Origin of the sequence: Candidatus Defluviilinea proxima (genome assembly GCA_016721115.1) — a bacterium.
In the GTDB taxonomy this organism is placed as follows: domain Bacteria; phylum Chloroflexota; class Anaerolineae; order Anaerolineales; family Villigracilaceae; genus Defluviilinea; species Defluviilinea proxima.
Window position 1 is genome coordinate 2,506,419 of the sequence record JADKIW010000001.1, and the last position, 25,210, is coordinate 2,531,628.

Here is a 25,210-nt window from a genome sequence, read left to right on the forward strand (position 1 = left end):
ATTTGCGAATTGGTTACGGAAGATTTGTCGCGAAGTAGACCTGATTGCCTACTGCGAGGTAAAGAACATAGTTAGGGCTGATCGTCATCGCACCGATAGTGCCTTGTTGGAAGGGATTGGCTTTGCTCGCAAAACCGCTGACCTGATTTTGTAACTCGAGCGAACGTGGTGATAAGCGGAAGACAGTTTGATTATCAGCATCAAGTAAAAGGATGACAGAGTTAGGCGGATTGGTAAGCGACATTTGTGTGAAATGTGCTTGTGCAAAGACATCAAAATCTTTATGTGCAGGATAGTTATCTACATGTGGTGCTGGGTCCACACACCGTGTGGGTACTTCAGCAATGCGGCTATAGGTGCATGTGGAAAGATGTCCATCGGCATGAAGCAAATAGAGATCGTCTCCGCCTACAGCCAGGTCGATGGCGTTTTCAATGTTGGGAACCTGATTTCCAAAGAAGAAGTAGGGAGAATCAACAAAAGAACTGTTTCTGCCTCTGTACACCCAAACTGCATGCGCGTCTGCATCAAGAATATACAGGTTGTCGTTGTCCAAAACAAAGGATGTGATTCGTCCCCAGTTCGTATTGGGAAGAGCGGGTAATGGGAACACTTGCGGAACTTGTCCCGGTGCGCAGTAGAGAAGATGACCAGCCTTATCAATGCCAAGTACAGTGCCACCTACGGCGTTATTTTTGGGCAAAGCCAGAATATCTATAATGGCTAACTCTTCGTATCCACCGTATGTACCGGGCTGACAATTGAATGCACTGTCGAATTCAAGGCTTCTTCCGGTGAATGTAGCATGCAGAATGTTGCCACGTTCTGCATCGAGCATGTACAGATCACTTTCGCTGGCGGCCATGCGGCTGATCTGTACCGAGCCGCTAAGCCCGTTTGTGAAAGCGGGGATGAACTCAAGGCGGATGACGCCCATTAGATTATCTAGCTTTGCCTGCGTTTCTGTGCGTAGTAGTTTGGTTTTGTCTGTTTCGCCGCCATGATATTCTTCGGCTTGGTCGAGTTTCTCAAGCACACCACTTAACATATCACGTTGGCGAGCTGGGTCTGTTTCAATGTCGGCTTGGGCTTTTTCTGTCTGTGCAAGCAAATACAACTCGTTGAATTGTTCGTTGAGACCGTATTTGGCATATACGATCCATGCAACCATCGCTACGAGTATCGGAATAATAACGGCCATTGATACCATTGCATATGTTGGCATGACGAACGGCTGACTTGTCTCTTCGCCGTTCGGAAGTAGCTTCGGTATGAAATTCTTCAAGAAATCCCCGACGCGCTCGTTCAAACGACGCCTGGTCTTGATTCCACCGACCATAACTTTTGCCAACTGACGGGCCGCTTCAGCGTGTGCGCTTGGTTGTTCGGGCTTTCTCAAAAATGCCAAGCGAGATTTTTTCTCTACTTGTTCGGCCCCTTCCACCTCAACGGTTTCCGATTCGGTATCTGGCTCTTCCTCATCTTCTTCCACATCGGGTTGTTGTACTTCCGCTTTGGGCTCAACAGGTTTTGCACGCGGAATGGACGGAGGAAAACTGCGTGGCCCTGTGGACGTTGGGGTGGTTGCGGGAGTCTCTTCTTTTACTGGTGGGGTATACGTCGCTGGCTCTGGTTGTGGCGGAATCGCGTAAGCCGAGGGCTGAAGAAAATGAATGCCGAGTTCAGCCAGTGCATCGATATCTTCCTCGGTGATGGTGGGCTTGGCAGGTTGTTGGAGTTCGTTCTCTTCGATGGGCTGTTCTGGCTCGAAGGAAACACTTTCAGTTTCATCCACATCAACGATTTCATTCTGCTCTTCGGCAGGTTGCATGGCAAAGGCTGAAGGTTCGATCGGTGCCTCGATCGTAGGAGCAGACCGGGGTTGAGAAGGACGCGAAGCACTTACATCGGGACGAAGAACGGTGATGATGCCACGTCCGCTTTGAGGCTGGATGAGAGTCGCATTCAAGTCGCCTTTTGTGAATGTCAGCTTGCGATAACTTGCATCCAACGAAGCAGGCAGACGTTCGTTTAATAGATCGGCTTCCCAATCCTTTGGGAATTTTCCACACAAGGCGATCAGATCATTTGCTTTGAATTCAATTTGGGAAAGATAAGTCTGGATACTCTGGCTCGAACCCAGGCCCTTGCCTGAAAGTGCCGGGTCGTGGATGTATCTTTGTTGCCCGTCTGTGATCCAAACAACATGTGCTGGGCCGCTCAAAGAAACTGTACATTGATTATCGCGGATCACGGCTAGAGCGAGTGTGGCGATTGCGTATTGTCCGCGGCCGGTTGTTGAAAGGTTGCGTTCCAGCAATGTTGCATTGATGTTCTCTGCCGTTTTGCGCATGGCAGAGGTGAGCGATCCCGCATTTTGATAGAACGAACTGGCCGCATTGCTGATCAGTTGCTTGACTTCTGCTGTTGAGAAATCTGCATTGCCTGAAAGCATCAAGTACAGCACAAGACTGTCCTTGTCGCGTCCACGTGCGGCTTTGCGTGGTGGTGCAACAGCCAGCAGACCGGGCAGGTCAGCGAACTCTTGTCCGTTTTGTCTATGAATGGGGAGGATGTTTAAGTCGAAGTTTGCCACGGCGTAAGATAATCAAAAAGTTAACCATCATTATACTGGTAAAATTTGCGTATGGCGTAGGGGCATGGCGGGCAGGTTTGAAATTGCCCTCTATGCTCCTATAATTATGCCTAAAGATGAAATATATGGAATTCAAATTACATAACAGTTTTTCTGAGATCGATCCCAACACATGGAATATGCTTGTTGAGCAAAGCATCGCCGATACTCCCTTCTCGCGTTATGAATACCTCTCTGAGTGGTGGAAGACCTCCGGCGGCGGTGAATGGAAAAACGCGAAACTGGTTCTTGTCTCAGCTAGCGAAAACGATCAACTCATTGGTATCGCACCTCTCTTCATCGACGAATACGACGGACACCAAGCCGTGCTCCTCATTGGAAGCATCGAGATTTCAGACTACTTGGATTTGATCGTCCGAGAAGATGACTTGCCTCGCTTCCTCTCTGGACTCATAGATTTCCTCGCCTCTTCCTTAACCGACAACTGGTCCAGTCTCGATTGGTACAACCTCCCCGATAACTCTCCCACCCTCGCCGCCCTCAAAGCGGACTCTGAAAAACGCGGCTGGACCTATCACGAAGAAGTCTATCGCCCCACTCCGTGCATTGCATTGAATGGTTCGTTTGATGATTATCTTGCCAATATAGACAAAAAACAGCGTCATGAGATCCGCCGCAAAATGCGAAAAGCAGAGGAAAGCGGACGTGTCCGTTTTTATGTGGTTGATAAGAATGTGGATATCGAACCTGAATTGGAATCATTTTTCCATTTGATGGTACAAGACCCCAACAAAGCTGAATTCTTGCATGAGGTCATGCGCGATCAAATGTCCAAGTCCTTGCGAGCCGCGCATGCATACGGCTATCTTTGGCTCGGCTTCCTTGAAGTGGATGGCGTCCGCGCTGCGGCATCACTCAACTTCGATTACAAAAACAAACTCTGGGGCTACAACTCCGGCGTCAGCCGTGAACATATGGAATTCTCCCCCGGTTGGGTCCTGCTCGGTCACACCATTCAATGGTGTTGCGAAAACAACCGTCACGAATTTGACTTTATGCGCGGCGACGAAGAATACAAATATCGCTTCGGCGGGGTGGATCGCTTTGTAATGAGGGTGCGAGTGATTAGGTGATCAGACAGTTTTTCTCTTAAATAAATCTGTAAGTACGTATCCACATAATACAAACCCCAAAAGGGTAAAAGGCATCTGCCATCCCATAGTGTTTACATGTGTGTGGATGATTGAGTGTGGCCTGAATAATAAATACCATGAAAAAGGTGCACAGATTGAGTACCAAGTTGAAACTATAAGTGCTGTCGCTTTGAGTGGATATTGCCTTTGATTTCTGTTCCAGGCCAAGTAAATTATTGTGAAAATTGCAAACATCACTACAAGATGCCAATATAAGACTACAATATTCATCCCCCCGGCTTGAAGAGTTAATGCCGGCATATTCAGATATTTTCCTAAAATTTCGAATGCGCTAATTTTCGTTGCTTTTATCTCGGGGTTTGTAAAAATCTTGGAATTCCCCTCTGCATGGTGACCCAAGCGATTTAAAATATAGCTAATGGCGCTTTTGGTGTTACCCTCATCAAGGATGATCTGTGTTGACATAACAAGAAGACCTGTTATGACACCCGCTAAAATGGAAAATCCACCCTTTATCGAACGAATAAAGAATGTTTTCCATCCCCAATTTTCTTTGATACCATAGAAAACAAAAGGCACAGTTGTCATAAGCATGCCGGTTGTTATAACATCGAAACCGCTGAGCAAAATTCTCAATAAAGTTGAAAAAAATAAAAGAATGTGGAGCTTAGTTGCATTGTAATAACCCCGCTTGGTAGATTCTGTCAGCACATATATACTTGCTAGAAAAGGCAGAAAGATTGCCCAAAGATTCCAAAAAATACTCCCTGCGGGAAGAACGAGCCAAATTGATGAAACCGCAAAAAAAAGCATCAATAACCCTGCAAGGATGCCAAATTCTATTGCAAAGGCTGCAAACAAGATACCAATTCCTGTAGCAGATAAAAGTGCAGTCAAACCGCGGAAAATCTTGAGTTTCTGATTATTTGAGATGTTTAGTAGCTTATCAATGGTTCCATATAAGATACCTTGAAATCCTGGATTGGACCTATAAATTTCATAAGATTGAAATTTACCATTATTTAAGTACAGTTCTAGTTGATGCCTATTGGTTGCAGACAGAAAATTTAACTCGGTTACATCTCCAAGGCCCATAAAGCCACTAGCAGAAAAAAAGCCATCCTGTCGCGTTTTGACTAATCTGGCTATCACAAAGCGATCGTATTGTGTTTGCCACCCTTCATAATACTTTACATCAACGGCATTCCATCTGTTGCGGTAAAAGTTAGGCAATACAAAAAGGGTTCCTACTGTAGCCAGTAAAATAAATAACACCAATCCTTTTTTCATAACACACTCACTTTAGAAAATTTGCCGAATTATACTGGACAAAAACTTGTGGAGATACTCTCTATATTTTGATTGCATTCTTACCATTTCAGAGTATCATTTATTACATCGGAGGTGCCATGCAAAAAGACTTTACCAATGAGATTTTAGAGTTGATCCGCCGCACATCGTCCAGCTTGCCAAAGGATGTGGAAGACCGTTTGCGTGCGTCTATTGAGAAGGAAGAGCCAGGTTCTGCGGCGCGTGGAGCGTTGGAGACGATCATGAAGAATATCGAATTATCGCGTGCTAACTCGACGCCGATCTGCCAGGATACAGGCACGCCGATTTTCTATGTTCATTATCCAGAGGGGAGTAGCACGAGAAAGCTCCGAGAGCAGATAAGGTCTGCTATGGTTGAAGCAACCAAAAAGTCCTATATGCGACCGAATGCCGTGGATGCCATCTACGATAAAAATTCAGGTAATAATCTTGGAGGCGACGACTTTCCGTATATCCATTTTGATGAAGTAGATGCAGACCAGCCATTGGTCATCGAGTTGATGCTCAAGGGCGGCGGATGTGAGAACGTGGGCGCGCAGTATTCACTGCCAGATAATACATTAGGCGCAGGGCGCGACCTGGCCGGTGTCCGCAAGGTGGTTTTGGATGCGGTGCAAAAGGCACAGGGAAAAGGATGTGCGCCGGGTATTTTGGGTGTGTCCATTGGTGGTGACCGAGGGTCATCCTATGTCAAATCGAAGGAAGTGTTGTTTAGCGAAATGGGCACACGCAATGCTGACCCGAAGATCGCTGAGTTGGAAGAACGCCTGACGAAGGAATCCAACGAGATGGGCATTGGTCCGATGGGTTTTGGTGGACAGACGACCGTGCTGGACACAAAGATCACTGGAATGCATCGTTTACCCGCTTCATACTTTGTGTCTGTTTCTTATATGTGTTGGGCATATCGCCGCCGCAAGATGACGGTGAAGGGTGATGAAGTCACTTACGAGTAAATCTTTTCACCACAAAGTACACAAAGGAATTAGATTGACAAACCTTCGTGACCGTTGTGTCCTTTGTGTTTAAATAAGGAAAATACCATGCGCGAAATAACTATTCCTATTGGCGACGAAGTCATCCGCAGTTTACATGCTGGGGAGCCCGTGCAATTGTCAGGAGTTATGATTACGGGCCGTGATGCTGTCCATAAGTGGATGAGTGAAACGTTTATCAAGAAGACACGTGAACCGCAAGGCGATGATCTGCAGGTGTATGAAGAGATCAAGAAATATCTCAATCAGGCTGTTTTGTATCATTGTGGACCTGTGGTTTCGGGTTTGGATACCAAACAATATAAATTTGTCGCGGCGGGACCCACAACCTCCACGCGCGAGGAACCTTATCAAGCCGACGTAATGAGACACTTCAACATCAAGGGCGTGATCGGTAAAGGTGGCATGGGAGCAAAGACTTTGCAGGGATGTGTAGATACGCCAGGTGTGTACTTCCATGCAATCGGTGGTGCGGCATCTTTCCTTGCGCAGACTGTGCAAAAGGTATTGGGAGTGTATAAGCTCGAAGAATTTGGCGTCCCTGAAGCGATGTGGGTGATCGAGGTGAAGAACTTCCCTGTGGTCGTCACCATGGATGCGCACGGTGTGAGCAAACATTCCACGCTGGATGAGAGTTCGCACAAAGTGTTGGACGATTTGCTGGCAAAGCCGTATTAGTCAGCCGATTTATACAAATAAACAGGAGCGGTATTTAAGTAATCGCTCCTGTTTATGTTTCTTTCTGCAAGTAAGCCCTGATAGTTACGCAATTATTGTTACAATTGTGCCCAATATCGAAGGAAATAATTTTGGAACAACTTACTCAACTCTTCTGGATATTCCTAAAGGTTAATTTACTTTCTACATCAGGCCCTGCCTCTGTCGGCCTACTTTATCATGAGGTCGTTGGTAACTTGATCACAGAGGGACAGTTTGTGCAGGCGGTTGGGCTTTCCTCTGTTTTACCGGGCAGTGATGCTTTACAGCTTGCGATGTACATTGGTTATGCCGTGGCAGGGATACCAGGTGGTATGGTTGCTTTGGTTGCATCCATTTTGCCTCCTACGGTCATTATCCTTGGTGTGACAATGATCTTGCATCGTTTACGTCGTCAGGCATGGATCAGTAACTTTGTAGAAGGGCTTGCGCCCGCGATCTCTGTGCTTATGGTGTTTACGGCATGGAAGATCTTTCAGAAAGGTGGCGCAACCGGTTGGCAGGGATGGGTTATTGTTCTGATCAGCCTTGCGGCCATATCCAGTCAAAAAGTTCCTGAGCGGATCGTTATCCTTGTTGCGGGTATAGCTGGGGTGTTGTTCTTATCATGAACCAGCCGAAGTTCAAGGTGTGGTTGAAACTATTGTGGATGTTCCTCAAGGTGAATATTTTGTCACCTTCAGGTCCTGCTTCCATTGGTTTGTTATACAAGGAAGCAGTCGGAACCATCATGACGGAAGAACAATTCGTCGAAGCCGTTGGCTTTTCGAATGTTCTGCCGGGCAGTGAAGCGTTAAAGCTTGCCATGTTCGTGGGTTTTTCAGCGGGAGGAATTCCAGGTGTTTTTACGGCATTGTTGGGGGCGATCATTCCACCTACTGTATTAATGTTAAGCGTTGCCGCGGCCCTTCAACAATTTCAGCATGAAAATTGGCTTAATGGATTCGTTGCAGGCATGAGCCCGGCTGTGGCGGCATTGATCGTGGTGGTTTCGTGGGAGTTGTTCCGCGCCAGTTCAAGAAAAAAGATCGACCGTCGCGTAGTGCTCATTGCAGTGTTAAGCGCGGTTGCGTTTTGGTTTGACCTGCCATCCCCGCTTGTTTTGCTTGGGGCCGGTATTCTTGGCGTGATCTTATTTGGGAATCGGAGTATTTGACGATGTCGGAGTTATTGATCACAACGAACGGATATAAAGGGACGTGGCCGTCGATTGAATATGGTGCGTGGCTGGCAGAATCCATGCGGATGAAAGTCACGCTTCTGGGTGTGACCGAGAACCTGGATCCTGCAACGATGGAGGATCATCACCCTTTGGAGGATATCTTCGAAGACGCCGTCAGCTTGTTTAAGGACAAGGGTATTGCATACAGCCTCGAGATCCATAATGGAGAGGCGGAGCAAGTCATCCCGCAAAAAGCCAATCACGGTGACTTCATCACAGTGGTCAGCCCGTTGGGACGTCCACGCATCAAACGCTGGCTTACGGGACGTTCCATTCGTCAGTTGATGGAGAAGATACAAGGGCCGATTTTATACGTGCCGCAAATGCGATTGCCGGTGAAAAAGATGTTGGTGAGCATTGGTGGTTTGATCTATGCAGAAGCGACAGAAAGCCTTGCGTTTAAAGTGGCGACCGCCTGCAAAGCGGATGTGACGATCCTGCATGTGATCCCTCCTGCGGACTTGGATTATCCAAGTACACGTGATGTACGTGAACACTTGGATGATCTTGCACAGACTAACACTTTGCCGGGCCGTAGTTTACGCAAAGCTTTAGAGATGGCAAAAGAAGTAGGCGTGAATGCGAACACTGTTGCGCGTGAAGGCAATATTGTGGAACAAATTTTGGCAGAGATAAAACGAGGGGAATATGATATGGTCTGCATGGGGTCACCGTATAGCGCCCATGCTTTGCGACAGTTCTATACGCCGAACGTGACTGCTGAAGTTGCAGAGATCGTTCACTGCCCGGTCTTGACCGCGCGATTCAAACAGTTGTAAATTGACGTATTACAAGCCCGGTGTGTATTTCTTTTCCCAACTTGCAATCGCGGCACGAATCGCGGATTTGATCTCTTCGTCAGGGACTTCATCCACGCTTTCATAACGATTTACCCCAACATATACGCTCACACCACCTGAAGCAGATTCCAACAATGAGACACCTCGCGATGCAAGCGGGGTGTTGATGATCTGTTCTTGCAGAATGAAGTTGATCTGTCCCACGATGCTTGTGGGGGGGGAGCTCAGGTTCTTCCACTTTCTTTTTGGAGGATGTTTTGGCGCTTGATGTCCCAGTTTCCAGCGAAGAAACTTGAGATGGAGGAAAGGCCGGTGGAGTTGGAGCAGGCCTGATGGCGATAGAGCCGATGGGTGTTGTCGGCATGGGAGGAAGCGGACTCGCCGGCATCGTCGCAGGAGCGATGGCTGGTTTCCCTTCCAGCCACGGACGAATTGCATTCAACATTTCGATCAGGCGTTTGCGTTGCTCGGCTGTCAGCGCGTTGGGAATCATCCGCTCACCATCGAGGTCGAGAGTCAATATTCCGTTTTCGTTTTTGATGCGCATCAGGCCGGGATCATCTACAGCATACGGGAGAGTGGGGGACTCGGCGGCTTTGGATGTAACTTGTGCCAGCCTGGCTTCGGCGCTCTCGACCGCGAACTTCGCAGTCTCTTCGGCTTTCTTTATCTTGTCGGCAGTGCGCTTATTTGAATCGAAATACCCAAGTACCCAGCCGATGATAAGTGCGATGGCTGGAACTGCAAGAGGGCTAAGGAGCTGAATCACAACGTCCATGTATTACCTCAATACCTGACACTCAGGACAAATATGTGTGCCGCGTTGTCCAACCACCAATTTTTCGATCAGTGCGCCACAGACAACGCATGGCTGACCTTCACGATCGTATACCTGAAAATAGTTTTGAAATTCACCGCCGCGATACACCCAATCAATGGACGCACCGTTGCGTTTGATGCCTTCCTTCAACACTTTGCGGATCGCCTCATGCAACGCTTTTGCCTGCTTCTCGTTGACCGAATCAGACATTGCCAGCGGATGCAGTTTGGCGATGTGCAAGGCTTCATCTGTGTAGATGTTGCCCAGCCCGGCAAGGAAGGTTTGATCGAGCAGTAATGGTTTGAGTTGACGATGCTTTTTGCGTAATGAACCCAAAAGCCATTGCGGTGTAAAGTCTTTGCTGAGAGGTTCGGGTCCTAACTTACCAAGCACATCCTCTGGAGTGGACGTAAGCCAAACACGCCCGAACTTGCGTGTATCGTTGAAGATCAAAGACTTGTTACCTGATAATTTTATTACAAGTCTGTCATGTTTTGCTGGTTGGATTGTACTAGTCTTGACGTATAGGTCTCCGCTCATGCGTAGGTGGATTAACAGGCTGAAATCGGAAAGACGCAGGATAAAGTACTTCGCGCGGCGCGTCACTTCTTTGATCTTTTGCCCCTGGATCTGCTCCTTGAACTTTTTTGGCGAAGGCGTGGCAAGAGTCCGTGCCCAGCGCAGATCAGCAGAATGGATCGTTCTGCCGACCAGTTCGGGTTCCAGTGAACGTGCAATAGTTTCTACTTCAGGGAGTTCAGGCATAGTTAGCTTTCAGCTTTTAGCGATTGACTTTTAGCTGGCTAAACGCTAAAAGCTAACCGCTGACTGCTATTCGTTGAACATCTCTCCAACACTCCGCCCTTCATGCGCGCGTCGAATGACTTCGCCCAGCATGGATGCAACCGAAAGGACCGTGATACGCCCCTCAAGTTGTTTCATCTTCTCGGCAGGGATCGGTACTGTGTCGGTCGTGATGATGTGTTTGATGGGCAGGTCTGCCAGTTTTTCAGCGGCGTTGACTGAGAAGATCGGGTGGATGAACGCGAGGTAAACATCCCGTGCGCCATGCTTTTTCACAACATTCACAGCCTGCGCAATGGACCCGCCCGTATCCACTTCATCATCCACAATGATCACATCGCGGTCACTCATATCGCCGATCAACGTCAGTGCTTCGGCTTTTGCTTCATTTCCAAGGCGACGCTTTTCAATGAAGGCGATTGGCACATCCATATCTAGCGCGTAGTTGCGTCCCTTTTTGGCAAAGCCCAAATCTGTAGCAACGACAACAGGATGCACCATTTGTTTGTATAAATTCTCTTTGATGTATTTACTGATCATGTGCGAAGCGGTCAACACATCGCCAGGCACCGAGAAAAATCCCTGTATCTGCCCAGCGTGCGGATCGAATGTCATGTAGCGGTCTGCGCCAGCGCTCTCGATCATATCCGCCACCAAACGCGCAGTGATCGGCACACGTGGTTGATCTTTCTTGTCCGAGCGTCCGTATGCAAGATAAGGGACAACTGCCGTAATGCGTGCGGCTGAGTCCAACCGCACAGTTTGGATCATGATCAACAGTTCCATAATATTGTAGTGTACTGGCGATGATGTCGTTTGGATCACATACACATCCTGTCCGCGTGCGCTACTGTTCAGCTTGATGAAAATATTTTCGTTAGGGAATTGGATCACCTCACGCGGGCTTAATGTCTGGCCGAGATACTCTGCGATCTTCTGCGCCAGTTCCGGTGAACCTGAACCTGCATACAGTTTGATCTCGCCATACATTTTTATTTCATCATGCGTGTGTTGTTCCATTTCGCTCCTTGTCACTTATTTTGTTTTCCCATTCAACAGGGAAAGAGCCGCTTCATACGGCGAAAATTTCCTTTGGACGACTTCCTCGATCATCTCTTCATACGCCTCTTGCTTGACCTTCTCTAAAAAGCGACTCATCAACTCATGCTGTAACATCGCCTCCAACTCGGACCTGAGCCTGGCTCTGTCACGAGCGGCCCAATCTCCACTTTGATGGAGGTGTGTTGCGTGCTTTGCAATCGCCTCGACCAACTCAGGGACGCCGGTCCCATCTGTTGAAATGGTTTTGCAAATGGGAGGAATCCACAGGGTTGCATCAACTTCAGGCGCATCGAGAGTCAGAGTCTGTCCGTGATGGCGAAAAATGCGTTTCGTTGGATGGGCAAGCTCAAGCGTAGAACGAAGCGCGCGTTCTGTATTGTCCGCACCGGGGCGATCAGCTTTGTTCACTACGAGCACGTCCGCGATTTCCAAAATCCCCGCTTTGATGGCTTGAATATCATCGCCCATGCCCGGTGCTTCGACAACGATCGTTGTATGTGCGAGCCGTGCGATATCCACTTCGCTTTGCCCAGCGCCGACAGTTTCAATGATGATGATTTCATAACCCGCCGCGTCGAAGACTTGTACGAACGCCGCGGTCTTTTGCGCCAACCCGCCGACCGATCCGCGTGAAGCCATCGAACGGATGAAGACACCCTCATCGCCCGAAAGGTCGCGCATGCGTACACGATCACCCAACACCGCGCCACCCGTGAACGGACTCGAAGGGTCCACGGCGATGATCGCAACTTTTTTATTTTGCTGTTTTCTATAAAATAGCGTGAGTTGACTGACGAGAGACGACTTGCCGGTGCCCGGTGCGCCCGTCACACCGATCAAATGCGCTTTGCCCGTATGCGGAAACAACTGTGCAAGCACGGTTTGCCCATCGGGAGAATCGTTTTCCACCTGAGTTAACAGGCGCGACAATGAAAGACGGTTTCCCTCGAGAATAGGTTGGGTCAGCAAGATATTCCTCTGGATAAAATTACGCAACACTTTTCAGTCATTGCGTAATTTACTTCACAACATTACGGATGTCTTTGATGATGTCCTCTGTAGATGCCCCCGGACCGTAAATGCCTGTAACGCCCATTTCTTTCAACTTGGGCATATCGTCATCAGGGACGATGCCTCCGATGAAAACTTTCACACTTTCCTGCCCATTGGCTTTGAGCAGTTCCAAAATGCGTGGTGCCAACGCCATGTGCGCACCCGAGAGAATGGACAAGCCTACTACATCTACATCCTCTTGCAATGCGGCTTCGGCTATCATTTCAGGGGTTTGACGCAAGCCGGTGTAAATCACTTCCATACCGGCATCGCGCAAAGCGCGTGCCACAACTTTTGCACCTCGATCATGTCCGTCAAGCCCTGGTTTTGCAACGAGAACACGTATCTTTTTCTCGGTCATTCTGCCTCCGTCATTGGATTCTGGTGTGATTATACTATGCGTGGTTTGTGCATTTAATGAAGGCATACTGTGCGGTTATGTCTCGTTTCAATCGCAACGACACTGAAATATCCATACGTCCTTGTTGCGTAAAGCCATCTTCAAAATATGCTATACTTCGCATATGCCATTGCATACCGACTGGTCAAAATGGGTTGAGACGTTGCATCGTTTCAAATTAGATGGGCTTGCTTCGTGGTTTTTGGAGGCAGGCTCCCCATTAAAGTTGCTGGGCGCACAAGCGCTCTACATGAGCCAGCCGTTCGTAGGTGGGGGACAACTCGAAGCCATCGCGCACATGCTTGAAGATGAAGAAGAGACACAGGCCTTCGTGAATTATCTGCGTGGGGAGAGATCATAATGATCGCACTTGTTGTTTTTCTTATTGCCGTTTTGCTTTTATTGGCGTTTACATTCATGCGCCGCAAATCTCCGGCGGTGTTCCGAAAGATCGAAGCGTACGAACGCCTCAAGCGTGTAGTGGGGCAGGCTGTTGAAGATGGTACACGTTTGCACATCTCCATTGGACGCGGTAACCTCTTCACACCTCGTGGCGGTTCGGCATTGGCTGGGCTTGCCATGTTGCGTCGTCTTTCAGAACGCACATCTTTGAGCGACCATCCACCTATTGTTTCCTCAGGGGATGCTTCGCTGGCAGTTCTTTCACAGGACACACTACAAGCTGGCTACCACGCGGCAGGTGCGGAAGATCAATATCGCTTCACTACGGGACGTTTGACTGGTCTCACCCCATTTGCCTTTGCCGCAGGGACAATTCCCATCATCCGCGATGAGAACGTCTCTGCAAATGTTGTCATTGGCGATTTCGGGCCAGAGGTTGCTTTGTTGGCTGAAGCCGCAGATCGCGAAGATACCGACCTGATCGCCGCAAGTGACAATCCTTCTGCTCAAGCTGTTTTATATGTCTCTTCACAGGAACCATTGATCGGTGAAGAGTTGTTTGCCGCTGGTGCCTATTTGGGAGCGGGCGCCTCGCACGATGCCAGCTTACAAACACAGGACGTGTTGCGCTGGCTGGTCATCCTTGCCATATTTGGTGGGGTACTCTTGAAACTCGCAGGAATTAACTTCTAATGCGTGTCATTACTGCTGTCATTGCTATTACGGCCGGTGTGTTGGTTCTTTTAGGAATTTTCTTTGGTGGTGTCTTCGATGTCATTCGCTTACTTGTGACAGACTGGACCATCATCATTGCCGGTATGGCTGTGTTGGTAGGGGTGCTCAATCTTGTTATGGTGCAATGGGGAAAAATCAGTACACGCCAAAAAGGTTGGGGATATAGTGTGCTCCTGGTTGTTTCGCTTCTTGGCGCTGCTTTGTATGGCAGTATCCTTGGTTTGGATAACTCGATTATGAAGTTCACAGTGGAAGCTATCATTATCCCTGTTGAGGCGTCCTTGTTGGCGATCCTTGCTGTGACGTTGGTCTATGCGAGCATTCGTCTTTTGCGCCGTCGCACGGATATGATGAGCGTCATCTTTCTGATTACTCTGGTCTTGTTCTTGCTTGCCATTATGCCGACTCCGCTTTCTCTCGATCCAAATGTTCAATTCATCCAGAACAGCATTATTGGTTTTGTAGGCATGATCTCGCGCGGAGGCGCACGCGGTTTGTTGATCGGTGTAGCATTAGGGACTTTGCTCACTGGTTTGCGTGTTCTGTTTGGAATTGACCGTCCGTATGGGGGTAAATAATGTCTGATATCCGTTGCCCCAAGTGCGGAAATAACAATCCAGACTTTTTGGATTCCTGTCAGTTTTGCCAGACGCCCTTGAGGCCTGAGGCTGAGTCTTCCATGTTCCATATTGGGGACGAGCCCACTAAAAAAGATACAGGCGAGTTGGAGGAAATCCTTCCCTCGTGGTTGAAGGATGCACGTCAGCAAAGCAAAGAAGAAACGGGCGGAGATGCAACTCTTCGATCAGAAACCAAGCCGAAGGTCCAGAGAAATGAGGCGCCTGATCTTTTAGCAGGCCTCATCTCACAGGCTGATTCGGACGATGACGAAGTCCCTGATTGGCTCGCTAGCATTAATCCAGTTGTTGAAAAGACTCCAGCCAAGTCATCCTCTGCAAAGGAAGATGGCCCTTCGGATTTCTTCGCTCAATTTAAACAAAGTGAGACTCCACCTTCAAAGCCTGCGGTGAGTGAACCTGCGCAAGATGATACGCCGGCATGGATGAATGGCATGGAAAAACCTGCGTCAGCGCCGAAAGACGAGTTGGCAGACTGGCTCTCACAAACTCCTGCTGAAACAACATCGTCGGCGTTTGTCTCTCCTGCGGCCGACGATAATAGTTGGATAAATAACCTTGGGTCGTTTGATGATGCGGCCCAAACGCCCGCAGAAAAGGAGCCTGAAGATCTTAGTTGGCTCCATGACTTGGAAAATTCAGCGAAACAGCCGGATAGTTCTTCAACGTCTTCGCCGAGTGCAGGTTTTGATTTTGCACCTTCTTCTGCTGGAGATGGAGATGACCTCAGTTGGTTGAATAACCTTGGTGGAATAAGTGTTCCATCGTTTGAGCAACCTGCACAGCCGTCCTCGTCCAATGCTGGGGACGATATGAGTTGGTTGAACAATCTGGGCGGCGCTTCTACGCCTGCGCCATCGTTTGAACAGCCCGCACAATCCAAGCCCGCAAGTTCAGATGAAGACTTGAGTTGGTTGAATACTCTTGGTGGTACGCCCGCATCTTCATTTGAAGAACCTGTACAGTCCAAGCCCGCAAGTTCAGGTGAAGACTTAAGTTGGTTAAACAATCTGGGCGACACAACACCTTCATTTGAACAGCCTGCACAGTCCAAGCCCGCGAGTTCCGATGAAGACTTAAGTTGGTTAAATAATCTTGGCGGCACATCCACGCCTTCATTTGAACAGCCTGCACAGTCCAAGCCCGCGAGTTCCGATGAAGACTTAAGTTGGTTAAATAATCTCGGTGGTACGCCCGCATCTTCATTTGAAGAACCTGCTCAACCCGCGTCTTCCTCACAGGGCGACCTTGATTGGTTGAGCAACCTTGGTGATACATCTACACCCGCATTTGAGCAACCAGCCCAGCCAGCATCTTCATCACAAGAAGATCTCGACTGGTTGAGTAACCTTGGCGGTACGTCTACACCTTCGTTCGAGCAACCCGCGCAACCTGCGTCTTCATCACAAGAAGACCTTGATTGGTTGAGCAACCTTGGCGGTGCGTCTACGCCTGCGTTTGAGCAACCAGCCCAGCCAGCATCTTCATCACAAGAAGATCTCGACTGGTTGAGTAACCTTGGCGGTACGTCCACACCTTCGTTCGAGCAACCCGCGCAACCTGCGTCTTCATCGCAAGATGATCTTGATTGGTTGAGTAACCTTGGCGGTGCGTCTACACCTGCGTTTGAGCAACCAGCACAGCCTGCGCTTTCATCACAAGAAGACCTTGACTGGTTGAGTAACCTTGGCGGTACGTCTACACCTTCGTTCGAGCAACCCGCGCAACCTGCTTCTTCATCACAAGAAGATCTTGATTGGTTGAGCAACCTTGGTGGTACGTCTACACCTGCGTTTGAGCAACCCGCGCAACCTGCGTCTGCTTCGCAAGAAGATCTTGATTGGTTGAGTAATCTTGGTGGCACATCTACACCTGCGTTTGAGCAACCCGCGCAACCTGTGACTTCTTCGCAAGATGATCTCGATTGGTTGAGTAATCTTGGTGGTGTATCTACACCTGCGTTTGAACAGCCAAAAGAAAATTCTCAGCCCGTCGAATCAGGTGTTTCAAAGCCCTTCCAGACCGCGCCCCTCAATGAACTCTTCAAAGATAACGATATCAAAGATGCCAATCCTGATTGGCTCAAGAGTGCGCTCGAGGAAGAACCGTCCATGCCATCGTTGGATGATCTTTCCGTAGGACGACGTTCCGAGCAGGAGAAACCGTCGAAAGCATTTGACGAACGGCCCGCTTCATCTCAACCCGCGCCTGCTTCTCCTCAACCGGCTTTTACCCCATCTTTCGGCGGCTCATCCACACCGTCCTCCGCTGATGTCGATTCGTTGTTCAACATTGACATGCCCGATTGGCTTTCACGTGAAGCGGAAAATGTTGAAGCATCTCAATCTGGAGTTGACTCATCCTCCAGCGCTGGCGATGCATCACTTGCGCCTGTGGAATTACCTTCGTGGGTGCAAGCTATGCGCCCGGTGGGTTCGTCCATTGATAGTGCAATTCCCAGCACTGTGGATCAGATTACTGAACGCGAAGGTCCACTTGCAGGATTTAGTGGCGTGATCCCATCGGCTCCTATCGGCTCTGCGTTGCGTCCCAAAGCTTTTTCGTTGAAGTTACAGGTCACTGACGAGCAACAGGCAGGAGCGTCGTTATTCGAACGTATCCTTGCAAGTGAAACCACTGCTCAAACACTTAAATCAACATCAGCCGTTTCGTCTCAGCGTATGTTGCGTTGGGCTCTTTCTGCCATATTCATCCTCGTATTGGCTTTGGTTATTGGGTTTGGTTCACAATCAATGCCCATCGTTCCAGCCAATCAATTATCTGATCTTGTTGCGACCATTCCAGATAGTTCATCAGTGCTTGTCGTGATGGATTATGAGCCTTCACTCGCTGGCGAGTTGGAAGCGACGGGCGGCCCGCTGTTGAACCAATTGGCCTTGGCGCGACGTTCCGCTTTTACATTTATTGCTACATCTCCAACAGGTTCAGCTTTGGTAGATCGTTTGGTCTCCAATACGATCATCAAACCTACACCGAAAGATCTGAATTTGAAATATGAGTTAGGCGCACAATATTTCAATATCGGTTTCTTGCCGGGTGGCTCTGCAGGTGTACTCGGCTTTATTACAGACCCTGCGAAAACCATGCCTGTTATGAGCATAGATAAGTTCTCGGCGTTCCAAGCCATCATCCTGATGACTGATAACGCCGAATCAGGCCGCGTGTGGGTGGAGCAATTAGAAATAGCAAAGAGCAAGGATGCAAGCATTGCAGAAAAGCCTGTGTTTGTGGTTTCAAGTGCGCAATCAGCCCCTATGCTTCAGCCGTATGCTTCTTCTGGTCAGGTGGATATTGTGATCAATGGACTGTATGATGCGGCAAAATACGAATATGTGAACACATCTCGCCCTGGGATTGCACGAGGGTATTGGGATGCCTTCGGCGTCGGCTTGTTCATGGCAATCACTGCCATTGTTCTGGGAAGTGTATGGAGCATTCTCGTAGGCATCCGTGAACGACGAGCGCAAGCGGAGCAAGGATAACGAATTATGCTCACTATTGCACTAACCTCCGCTGAAATCATCTCCTTATTAATCGGCCTTTTTCTTACCTTGATGGTTTTTAGTTATCTCATTGGCGATAACGTGTTGTTCCGTATCGCTGTGTATTTGTTTATCGGTGTAGCATCTGGTTATGCCGCTGCTGTTGTAGTCCAATATGTTTTGAAACCGAAATTACTTGACCCCATACCATCATTGTTGAATGATCCACTTCAATTGGCGTCGTTGATGATCATTGTGCCTTTCGTCTTATCGCTCTCTTTGTTTGCAAAGCTTCTTCCGCGTATTTCGTGGATGGGAAGTTTTGCGATGGCACTGTTGGTCGGTGTGGGTGCAGCGACCGCTGTCGGCGGGGCGGTGGTTGGAACGTTAATTCCCCAGGTCCGAGCTTCGGCAGGTGCGTTTGATATCCAAGCCCTAGGTGGCTTGCCGAAAGCAATTCCCGGTCTTGTTGAAGGTACTGTTATGTTGTTGGGGACTGTCTTGACATTGGCTTATTTCCAATTTACGGCAAAGCGTGCGGCAGATGGTTCTGCCAAGCGGAATGCCATCCTTGAATTCATGGCATGGCTCGGCCGTATCTTTATCGCGATTACATTTGGCGTGTTATTCGCCGGTGTCTATATGGCGGCGTTGACTGCCATGATCGAACGTTTGAGTTCCATGATTAATTTCATCAAGTTAGTATTGGGTCTATAGCATATGCCAACATCACTGGTTCAAAACGAATCCATACTAGCGATTGAAGTCGGCGCGGCAGTGACGCGCGCTGTATTGTTTGATGTAGTTGAAGGACAGTATCGTTTTGTGGCATCGGGTCAGGCTCCCTCCACGGCCGAAGCGCCATTCATGGATATCGGTATCGGCATAAGGGAAGCGGTGTCCAGTTTGCAGAACGTCACCGGTGTTACATTGTTGGGCAAAGATAGGAACTTGATCGCACCCTCTCAGGCCGATGGCTCGGGCGTGGATGCGGTCGTTGCAACTATCTCTGCTGGCCCTGCCATGCGAACGGTGATCGTTGGATTGCTTTCCGATGTGTCTGTACAGAGCGCACGTCATCTTGCTGAGACCACATATACTCGTGTTGTCGATACACTTGATCTTTCTGATCAGCGCAAGCCCGAACAGCAATTGGATGGCATTGTTCGTTCCCGCCCAGACCTTGTGATATTGGCTGGCGGAACAAATGATGGCGCCTCGCGCTCAATGCTCAAGATATTGGAATCTGTTGGTTTGGCTTGTTATTTGATGCCTGCAGATAAGCGCCCGATGGTGCTTTATGCAGGGAATGAAAAACTCGAAGCGGATGTTCAGGAACTATTAGGCTCGTATGCTGGACAATTGAAAATCAGTCATAACATTCGCCCTTCGCTTGATGTGGAAGACCTTGGCCCTGCGAGCGCCGAGTTGGCTTCCTTGGTTGTAAATCTTCGCCAACGACACTTAAAGGGTTTGGAAGAACTGAACACATGGGCAGGTGGAAACATCCTGCCGACCACGTATGCGCAGGGACGCATGATCCGTTATTTGAGCCGCTTGTATGAATCGACACGTGGTTTATTGAGCGTAAACATCGGCGCTTCCGCGACCTCTGTAGCGGTGGGTTTTGCCGATAAGACGATCTTGAAAACATATCCAGAATTCGGTCTGGGAGAGAGTCTTTCCGGGCTGTTGCAGTATACAGATGTTGAAAGCATTATGCGCTGGCTTCCGTTAGACATTGCTCCAAACACACTGCGAGAATATTTGTATCAAAAGTCGTTATATCCCGCTACTCTTCCTGCCACTACTGACGATTACGCAATTGCCCAGGCGATCTCACGACAGGCAATGTTCCTTGCGGTCCGCTCGGCTCAAAAGGATTTCCCAGGAAACCCGTATGCTCCGAAAGATGTCATGCCTCCGTTGGATTTGATCATTGCAGGTGGCGGTGCAGTGGGTGATGGCCTTTCGCTGGGACAAGGCTTGTTGATGTTGTTGGATGCTGTACAGCCAGTTGGTATTCTTCCGATATTGATCGATCAAAATAATTTATTGCCCTTACTTGGAGTTGCAGCGGCTCGTAATAACTATCTGCCAGTGCAGGTCATTGATTCTGGCGCTTTCATTGGTTTAGGAACAGTGGTTTCCGTTGTTGCTTCTGCTAATTATGGTGACCAAATTCTGCGTGCAAAATTAACGTATAGTGATGGCACAGATGTCCGTGCTGATGTGAAGTTTGGCGGATTAGAAATACTCCCGTTGCCGAGTGGGCAGAGTGCACGTCTCAGCTTGCAACCGCTTCAGAGGGCCGATGCAGGTTTGGGTCCGGGAAGAAGCGGAACTGTCACCGTGACAGGTGGCGCGATGGGTGTAGTCATCGATGCACGTGGACGTCCGCTGCAATTCCCATCCGATCCGGTGCGCAGGCGTGAGTTGATCAAAAAATGGCACTATACGGTGGGAGGTTAAATGTTAGCGCCTGTTCTGCATATTCTGCCTCTAACCTCCATTGTGCGTGAGCGTGTCTTGCCGATGGCGGGTAAGGTCAATGTCAATGTTAATCAGAAGGTCAGTCCGACGGATGTGATCGCTGAAGCGAGATTTGCTCGCGAACACGTGTTGCTCGATGTGGCGCGAACCTTTGGTGTTACTACAAAAGCCGCTGATAAGCTGATCAAGGTCAAAGAAGGTGATCGTCTTGCGGAGAGCGCCATTGTGGCGGAGGCTGGGGGGATCATCCCTCGTACAGTCAAGGCGCCTCGTGCCGGGCGTGTGATGGTTGCCGGTGGTGGACAGGTTCTCATGGAAGTTGGGGACGCGCGGATTGAGTTGAAAGCCGGTCTTTCTGGCACTGTTATACGTGTCATTCCGGACCGTGGAGCTTTGATCCGTACTACCGGAGCTTTGATTCAGGGTGTGTGGGGCAATGGACGTGTAGAGAGTGGCGTGATGGCCAGCTTGTTAGAAAAGCCCGATGAAGTACTTACTGCTGATCGCCTAGATGTTAGTATGCGTGGTTCCGTGATCCTTGGCGGGCATGTACGTGACTTGGAAACTTTGAAGGTGGCGGGTGAAATGCCGGTCCGAGGTTTGATTCTTTCAAGCCTGAACCCAGCATTGTTACAGCCTGCCATGCAGATGCGTTACCCGATCCTTGTTTTGGATGGGTTGGGCGCCATGCCAATGAACTCAGTGGCGTATAAGTTGCTCACCACGAATGCAAAGCGTGAAGTTACTGTGAACGCGGAATTTTCTGACCGCTACACAAATGGCCGCCCTGAAGCGATCATTCCATTGAATGTGCCTGGCGAACCAGATGAACCGAATGATTACGAAATGTTCTCTGTGGGGCGACAGGTGCGTATGCGTCGTGCACCGCATGTGGGCATGATCGGTTCGATCGCAAGCCTGCCCGCAGGTTTAATGAAATTAGATAGCGGTCTGCGTGCGCTTGCCGCAGAAGTAAAGCTTGAAAATGGTGCAAGCGTGCTTGTGCCTTTGGTAAATCTTGAAGTTGTGGGATAATACATTAAAGCAATTCACGAAGAGGAGAGTGCAATATGTCGATGGATAATTATGATGACCTTGATACTTATGATGAAGAAGCTGATGCCCCCGAGGAATCAAATAATCGTACGTTCCTGATCGTGGCTGGCGGGTTGGGAGGGTTAATTTTAGTTGTCCTCCTTTGTGTAGTTGCTTATGTATTCTTCAATTACAACTCCAACCAGACAAACACTGCCACGGCACAAGCACAAGCTACGATCTATGAGATGACTGTTCAAGCGGCGTTGACACAAACCGCGGTCGCTCAAGCGCAAACACAAGCTGTGCAACCAACTGCTACGGTTCTTCCTACCAATACACCTGTTATCGCTGAAGCGTCAGCTACGGTTACCGAGACGCAGAATCCTGCCACTGCTACAGTAGGCGCAGCCTTTACACAAATCGCCGCATCCACACAGACGATCATTCCCACATCCACTGCTTTGCCGAACACTGGTTTTGCTGACGATGTTGGCATCCCCGGCATGTTTGCGATGGTAGTTGCTTTGGTCGCTGTGATCTTCCTCGTAAGAAGGTTGAGAACGGCTCCGGCAAGATAAGTGATCTATATAGAAAATGACAGGCCCCAGAAATTTTTCTGGGGCCTGTTTGTTATTCCACAACACTAACTCTTAACCGCCCGAAAATATAATGGGTTATATTTCCCTTTTTAACTGTTGGGGGATCTTCGAACACATACGTAACGAGATATTTTCCACCGCCAAACGTTCTGAATTGTATTCCTTCTTGTTGATTTGTTAAACCATATCGACGTAGTAGCTCATAATCGAAACTCCTCCCGATCGTCATTGGCGCAGGATACCAAGGGGACAATTTGTCTCCAAACGTAGGTATCCAATCCCATTTACCACCGCCGAGATCATAATCAACGGGAATAAAGTTTGAGTCAGAGTGTTCTTTCCAATCTTTCGCAATGAAATCAACCGCCTGCATTTTGTCGATAAGCGGTACGTCTGCTTCACTCAAAACATTGCCGCGATATTGGAGATGGTCGCGGATGATAAGGAAGCCACACACTAAGTTTGTTATGCAAAATAGTCCCACCAAAAAATAAGAAACCCCATTAATTAGTTTGTATGTCAGTCCATTTGTAGTAATTACATGTGGTAATAGAAAAATGACTAGCAAAAACAAGGGAAAGAATTGGGCTGTTTGATCCAGGCGTTTTCCGTCCATCCAGGATGGCCCACCGAAGAATGCTGATAAAGTATAAGACAGAACGATGAAAATCCCTGACGTGATGACCACTCTAGCCGCAGAGGAATTTACCTTCGTATTTTTGACATTAATAAATCTGATGATAATCAGGTAGATAAATGTTAGAAAACTGAAAATCGCCTGCGCCATGTATATTTTGCCAATTGATGCTAGAAGCAGATTGCTAACTGGTGAAATAATATTGGAGTCGGCATGTTTGAAAGCCGATGAAAACAAAGATTTATCAGCCCACTGAGCGGTTGTGTAGATGGGTAACTGGAAGAGCGACTTCAAAGACAATTGAAGCGCCATGGATGGCTCCCAATTTGTTTGGTTATATTTTATTACCGGACCTAATCCGCCAGACTGATAATAGGGCAACCATGTCACAAATAAGGAAATTGCTACTTCCAGTGCAATCACGCTCAGGATTAATTTGCCATCTTTTACGACAGGACGTGTATAAATGAGAGCGCCGATGGTTATAATAGCCATTACAGCGGCATTGGCAACCCCTGCATGGTAAATGGACGGTGCCAAAATAATCAAGGCCACAATCGGGGGTAAGTTCCAAAGGGACTTGTTTTTTAGGTGTCTTATAACCCAGAAAATAAAAAAGACATTTATGAGAGTTATGATGTATTGATTCCAGAACTCGACAGAAATTGAACGCAAGATGACAGAAGAAAGGAGGGGGATGATTGCCAGTATGAAATATTGCCACTGTTTGCCAAATGCTTCCCATCCAACAAGTATGAGAAGTGTTATTTGTATGATCCCAAGAATAAAGCTAACAGACAGAAGATTTGGCAGAACGCTGAGCACGATTCCCAGAAGGAGCATTCCATTGGGATTAGGTATAACTTTTGAACTCATCAACCCGACTGGCATATTCCAAATATCGGTTGTGTACCCGAGCCAGAGATTCGTCGCCTGATCTTCCCTCCATTGTGAGATTTCAGACCAGTAAAATCTATCAATCAGTAGTGTAAGTACACAAAGAACTATTATGCTAAGGACAATTTTCTTTTTATGCCCATTCATCGTTATCCCCCATAAGAGTTTGAGAAAAAATATTACTGGTCATAATCATAGTAAGCGAGTGAGATGCCTGATGAATTCGTAAAAAGGCGTTGTGTGGATCTCTCCTGCCCATGAAAAGTAACGTGGTGTTACAAAAGAGATGACGCCAATAAGGATCAATGCCTGCAAGAATTGTTTCCGCGCGATCATTTGATTCTCGTTGTCAGCAGTTAGTTCGTATGAGTAGAATATACACTCAAACAGGATGCCCCAAGAGATTAGGATAAACACCCTTGTAGTATCAAGAGTGAAAAACACGATTCCGTAATTCACCACTAACATTAGCAACGCCAGAGAGTAAAACCTTTTGTTTCTTTTGAAAAACATTACCATGCAGGTTGCAAAAATTAACCAATGGATACTGAATAATGAAAGTAGGGACATGGGTAGGTTACGGATGTTCATTTTTACCCATTCATCCAGGCTTTTTAATTGCATAAAATCGAAACGGGAAAATATATCGATTGCGTTGATTTCGAGGAAGAACTTTATAAACCCATAGCCTAGAATGATCCCTATTGCTGTCGCAATAAAGTGTTTTGTCCCAATGCCGCTATGTCTTAATGCCCTTAATGTTAGGATTTCAATAATAGCAATTGCAAATGTGGGGTGATTTACCATGCCTAGAAAGGCAAGACAAAATGCGAGTGGACTTGAACGCAAGAACAGAAATGGAATAGTTAAAAGCACTGTTAGCCCGTCAGGCGTGCCAAGCCAGCATAGAAATATTGTGGTTAATGGACTCGTAATAAGAAGTGTAGAAAAGATCAGTGATTGTGTTGAACCCCAGTGACGAGCTGTTAATCCCGTAAATAAAGCATATGCTCCAAAAATGATAACAAAGCATAAGATATTAAATGTCAATGAAGACGTTTGGCGTAAATAAAACGCAATTATTGGCAGAAGAGGATTTTCCTGCCAATAATTGTTGAAATGTATATCTGTTCTTGTAATAAAGGGATTTTCTGATAACCGCTGATAGGGCGCCTCTAGGACAATCCCAACGCCATTAATGAGAACTACGAACAGGAATACCAGACTTGGAAAGAGAAACCAAAATTTACTCTTTCCAAAGCCCAGTATTTTTTCGTAAAAGACATCCAATAATGTGGAAGGCAACATTGTTT

23 protein-coding genes are annotated in these 25,210 nt (G+C 48.0%); 14 read left to right on the forward strand and 9 right to left on the reverse strand.

The genetic code is table 11. From position 1 onward, the window contains the following. Window positions 1-13 precede the first annotated feature (13 nt). Window positions 14-2,596 (reverse strand): hypothetical protein, encoded by a 2,583-nt coding sequence (locus tag IPP66_11675; GenBank protein MBK9925934.1) that lies wholly within the window; start codon window positions 2,594-2,596, stop codon window positions 14-16. A 125-nt stretch (window positions 2,597-2,721) separates the two neighbouring features. On the opposite strand from IPP66_11675, the gene IPP66_11680 reads away from it, so the two are divergent. Next, entirely contained in the window at window positions 2,722-3,729 is a 1,008-nt protein-coding gene (locus IPP66_11680) for a GNAT family N-acetyltransferase (GenBank protein ID MBK9925935.1), read from the forward strand. On the opposite strand, the gene IPP66_11685 is transcribed toward IPP66_11680, so the two are convergent. Then, window positions 3,730-5,040 carry a hypothetical protein gene (locus tag IPP66_11685; protein MBK9925936.1) on the reverse strand — a complete coding sequence of 437 codons (1,311 nt, stop codon included), beginning with the start codon at window positions 5,038-5,040 and terminating at the stop codon, window positions 3,730-3,732. Between the two features lie 119 nt (window positions 5,041-5,159). Here IPP66_11685 and IPP66_11690 point away from each other — a divergent pair, with 119 nt between their 5' ends. The 5 genes from IPP66_11690 to IPP66_11710 all read left to right on the forward strand — a co-directional run bounded on the left by IPP66_11690 (window position 5,160) and on the right by IPP66_11710 (window position 8,795). After that, on the forward strand, window positions 5,160-6,038 hold the full coding sequence (locus IPP66_11690; GenBank protein MBK9925937.1) for a fumarate hydratase: 879 nt from the start codon (window positions 5,160-5,162) through the stop codon (window positions 6,036-6,038). A gap of 87 nt (window positions 6,039-6,125) precedes the next feature. Next, window positions 6,126-6,755, forward strand: a complete 630-nt coding sequence (locus tag IPP66_11695) for a fumarate hydratase C-terminal domain-containing protein (protein MBK9925938.1) — start codon at window positions 6,126-6,128, stop codon at window positions 6,753-6,755. Between the two features lie 131 nt (window positions 6,756-6,886). Continuing rightward, window positions 6,887-7,405: a chromate transporter gene (locus IPP66_11700; GenBank protein MBK9925939.1), complete on the forward strand. Its 519-nt coding sequence runs from the start codon at window positions 6,887-6,889 to the stop codon at window positions 7,403-7,405. Then, window positions 7,402-7,950 carry a chromate transporter gene (locus IPP66_11705; GenBank protein ID MBK9925940.1) on the forward strand — a complete coding sequence of 183 codons (549 nt, stop codon included), beginning with the start codon at window positions 7,402-7,404 and terminating at the stop codon, window positions 7,948-7,950. The genes IPP66_11700 and IPP66_11705 overlap by 4 nt, the downstream gene beginning before the upstream one ends. Before the next feature lie 2 nt (window positions 7,951-7,952). After that, window positions 7,953-8,795, forward strand: a complete 843-nt coding sequence (locus IPP66_11710) for a universal stress protein (protein MBK9925941.1) — start codon at window positions 7,953-7,955, stop codon at window positions 8,793-8,795. A 100-nt stretch (window positions 8,796-8,895) separates the two neighbouring features. On the opposite strand, the gene IPP66_11715 is transcribed toward IPP66_11710, so the two are convergent. The 5 genes from IPP66_11715 to IPP66_11735 form a co-directional block, all read right to left on the reverse strand. After that, entirely contained in the window at window positions 8,896-9,594 is a 699-nt protein-coding gene (locus tag IPP66_11715; protein MBK9925942.1) for a hypothetical protein, read from the reverse strand. Window positions 9,595-9,597: 3 nt separating this feature from the next. Beyond that, window positions 9,598-10,401: a bifunctional DNA-formamidopyrimidine glycosylase/DNA-(apurinic or apyrimidinic site) lyase gene (mutM, locus tag IPP66_11720; protein ID MBK9925943.1), complete on the reverse strand. Its 804-nt coding sequence runs from the start codon at window positions 10,399-10,401 to the stop codon at window positions 9,598-9,600. A 66-nt stretch (window positions 10,402-10,467) separates the two neighbouring features. Further along, window positions 10,468-11,430 carry a ribose-phosphate diphosphokinase gene (locus tag IPP66_11725; GenBank protein MBK9925944.1) on the reverse strand — a complete coding sequence of 321 codons (963 nt, stop codon included), beginning with the start codon at window positions 11,428-11,430 and terminating at the stop codon, window positions 10,468-10,470. A gap of 45 nt (window positions 11,431-11,475) precedes the next feature. After that, complete coding sequence (gene meaB, locus IPP66_11730) at window positions 11,476-12,474, reverse strand: methylmalonyl Co-A mutase-associated GTPase MeaB (protein ID MBK9925945.1); 999 nt, start codon at window positions 12,472-12,474, stop codon at window positions 11,476-11,478. 46 nt (window positions 12,475-12,520) lie between these two features. Next, window positions 12,521-12,916, reverse strand: a complete 396-nt coding sequence (locus IPP66_11735) for a cobalamin B12-binding domain-containing protein (protein ID MBK9925946.1) — start codon at window positions 12,914-12,916, stop codon at window positions 12,521-12,523. Window positions 12,917-13,079: 163 nt separating this feature from the next. On the opposite strand from IPP66_11735, the gene IPP66_11740 reads away from it, so the two are divergent. From IPP66_11740 to IPP66_11775, 8 genes are all read left to right on the forward strand, one after another. Beyond that, a complete protein-coding gene (locus IPP66_11740) occupies window positions 13,080-13,316 on the forward strand; it encodes a hypothetical protein (GenBank protein MBK9925947.1) in 237 nt (78 codons plus the stop codon). Continuing rightward, a complete protein-coding gene (locus IPP66_11745; protein ID MBK9925948.1) occupies window positions 13,316-14,050 on the forward strand; it encodes a hypothetical protein in 735 nt (244 codons plus the stop codon). Before IPP66_11740 ends, IPP66_11745 begins: the two co-directional genes overlap by 1 nt. Continuing rightward, the gene (locus IPP66_11750) at window positions 14,050-14,670 is read left to right on the forward strand and encodes a hypothetical protein (protein ID MBK9925949.1); all 621 of its coding nucleotides are present in this window, start codon (window positions 14,050-14,052) and stop codon (window positions 14,668-14,670) included. Before IPP66_11745 ends, IPP66_11750 begins: the two co-directional genes overlap by 1 nt. 101 nt (window positions 14,671-14,771) lie before the next feature. Then, window positions 14,772-18,233, forward strand: a complete 3,462-nt coding sequence (locus IPP66_11755) for a hypothetical protein (GenBank protein ID MBK9925950.1) — start codon at window positions 14,772-14,774, stop codon at window positions 18,231-18,233. Window positions 18,234-18,239: 6 nt separating this feature from the next. Continuing rightward, a complete protein-coding gene (locus tag IPP66_11760) occupies window positions 18,240-18,950 on the forward strand; it encodes a hypothetical protein (GenBank protein MBK9925951.1) in 711 nt (236 codons plus the stop codon). Between the two features lie 3 nt (window positions 18,951-18,953). Then, a complete protein-coding gene (locus IPP66_11765) occupies window positions 18,954-20,705 on the forward strand; it encodes a glutamate mutase L (GenBank protein ID MBK9925952.1) in 1,752 nt (583 codons plus the stop codon). After that, window positions 20,706-21,761: a hypothetical protein gene (locus IPP66_11770; GenBank protein MBK9925953.1), complete on the forward strand. Its 1,056-nt coding sequence runs from the start codon at window positions 20,706-20,708 to the stop codon at window positions 21,759-21,761. Between the two features lie 35 nt (window positions 21,762-21,796). Continuing rightward, window positions 21,797-22,342: a hypothetical protein gene (locus IPP66_11775; protein ID MBK9925954.1), complete on the forward strand. Its 546-nt coding sequence runs from the start codon at window positions 21,797-21,799 to the stop codon at window positions 22,340-22,342. A 52-nt stretch (window positions 22,343-22,394) separates the two neighbouring features. Here IPP66_11775 and IPP66_11780 read toward each other — a convergent pair whose 3' ends face one another. Both IPP66_11780 and IPP66_11785 read right to left on the reverse strand, forming a co-directional pair. Then, window positions 22,395-24,044: a hypothetical protein gene (locus IPP66_11780; GenBank protein ID MBK9925955.1), complete on the reverse strand. Its 1,650-nt coding sequence runs from the start codon at window positions 24,042-24,044 to the stop codon at window positions 22,395-22,397. A 45-nt stretch (window positions 24,045-24,089) separates the two neighbouring features. Continuing rightward, a complete protein-coding gene (locus tag IPP66_11785; protein MBK9925956.1) occupies window positions 24,090-25,205 on the reverse strand; it encodes a hypothetical protein in 1,116 nt (371 codons plus the stop codon). Window positions 25,206-25,210: the final 5 nt, after the last annotated feature.

Coding starts and splice junctions, on each gene's coding strand:
- IPP66_11680 (MBK9925935.1), top strand. CDS start 2,722: ATGGAATTCAAATTACATAACAGTTTTTCTGAGATCGATCCCAACACA.
- IPP66_11685 (MBK9925936.1), bottom strand. CDS start 5,040: ATGAAAAAAGGATTGGTGTTATTTATTTTACTGGCTACAGTAGGAACC.
- IPP66_11690 (MBK9925937.1), top strand. CDS start 5,160: ATGCAAAAAGACTTTACCAATGAGATTTTAGAGTTGATCCGCCGCACA.
- IPP66_11695 (MBK9925938.1), top strand. CDS start 6,126: ATGCGCGAAATAACTATTCCTATTGGCGACGAAGTCATCCGCAGTTTA.
- IPP66_11705 (MBK9925940.1), top strand. CDS start 7,402: ATGAACCAGCCGAAGTTCAAGGTGTGGTTGAAACTATTGTGGATGTTC.
- IPP66_11710 (MBK9925941.1), top strand. CDS start 7,953: ATGTCGGAGTTATTGATCACAACGAACGGATATAAAGGGACGTGGCCG.
- IPP66_11715 (MBK9925942.1), bottom strand. CDS start 9,594: ATGGACGTTGTGATTCAGCTCCTTAGCCCTCTTGCAGTTCCAGCCATC.
- mutM (MBK9925943.1), bottom strand. CDS start 10,401: ATGCCTGAACTCCCTGAAGTAGAAACTATTGCACGTTCACTGGAACCC.
- IPP66_11725 (MBK9925944.1), bottom strand. CDS start 11,430: ATGTATGGCGAGATCAAACTGTATGCAGGTTCAGGTTCACCGGAACTG.
- IPP66_11735 (MBK9925946.1), bottom strand. CDS start 12,916: ATGACCGAGAAAAAGATACGTGTTCTCGTTGCAAAACCAGGGCTTGAC.
- IPP66_11740 (MBK9925947.1), top strand. CDS start 13,080: ATGCCATTGCATACCGACTGGTCAAAATGGGTTGAGACGTTGCATCGT.
- IPP66_11745 (MBK9925948.1), top strand. CDS start 13,316: ATGATCGCACTTGTTGTTTTTCTTATTGCCGTTTTGCTTTTATTGGCG.
- IPP66_11750 (MBK9925949.1), top strand. CDS start 14,050: ATGCGTGTCATTACTGCTGTCATTGCTATTACGGCCGGTGTGTTGGTT.
- IPP66_11755 (MBK9925950.1), top strand. CDS start 14,772: ATGTTCCATATTGGGGACGAGCCCACTAAAAAAGATACAGGCGAGTTG.
- IPP66_11760 (MBK9925951.1), top strand. CDS start 18,240: ATGCTCACTATTGCACTAACCTCCGCTGAAATCATCTCCTTATTAATC.
- IPP66_11765 (MBK9925952.1), top strand. CDS start 18,954: ATGCCAACATCACTGGTTCAAAACGAATCCATACTAGCGATTGAAGTC.
- IPP66_11770 (MBK9925953.1), top strand. CDS start 20,706: ATGTTAGCGCCTGTTCTGCATATTCTGCCTCTAACCTCCATTGTGCGT.
- IPP66_11775 (MBK9925954.1), top strand. CDS start 21,797: ATGTCGATGGATAATTATGATGACCTTGATACTTATGATGAAGAAGCT.
- IPP66_11780 (MBK9925955.1), bottom strand. CDS start 24,044: ATGAATGGGCATAAAAAGAAAATTGTCCTTAGCATAATAGTTCTTTGT.
- IPP66_11785 (MBK9925956.1), bottom strand. CDS start 25,205: ATGTTGCCTTCCACATTATTGGATGTCTTTTACGAAAAAATACTGGGC.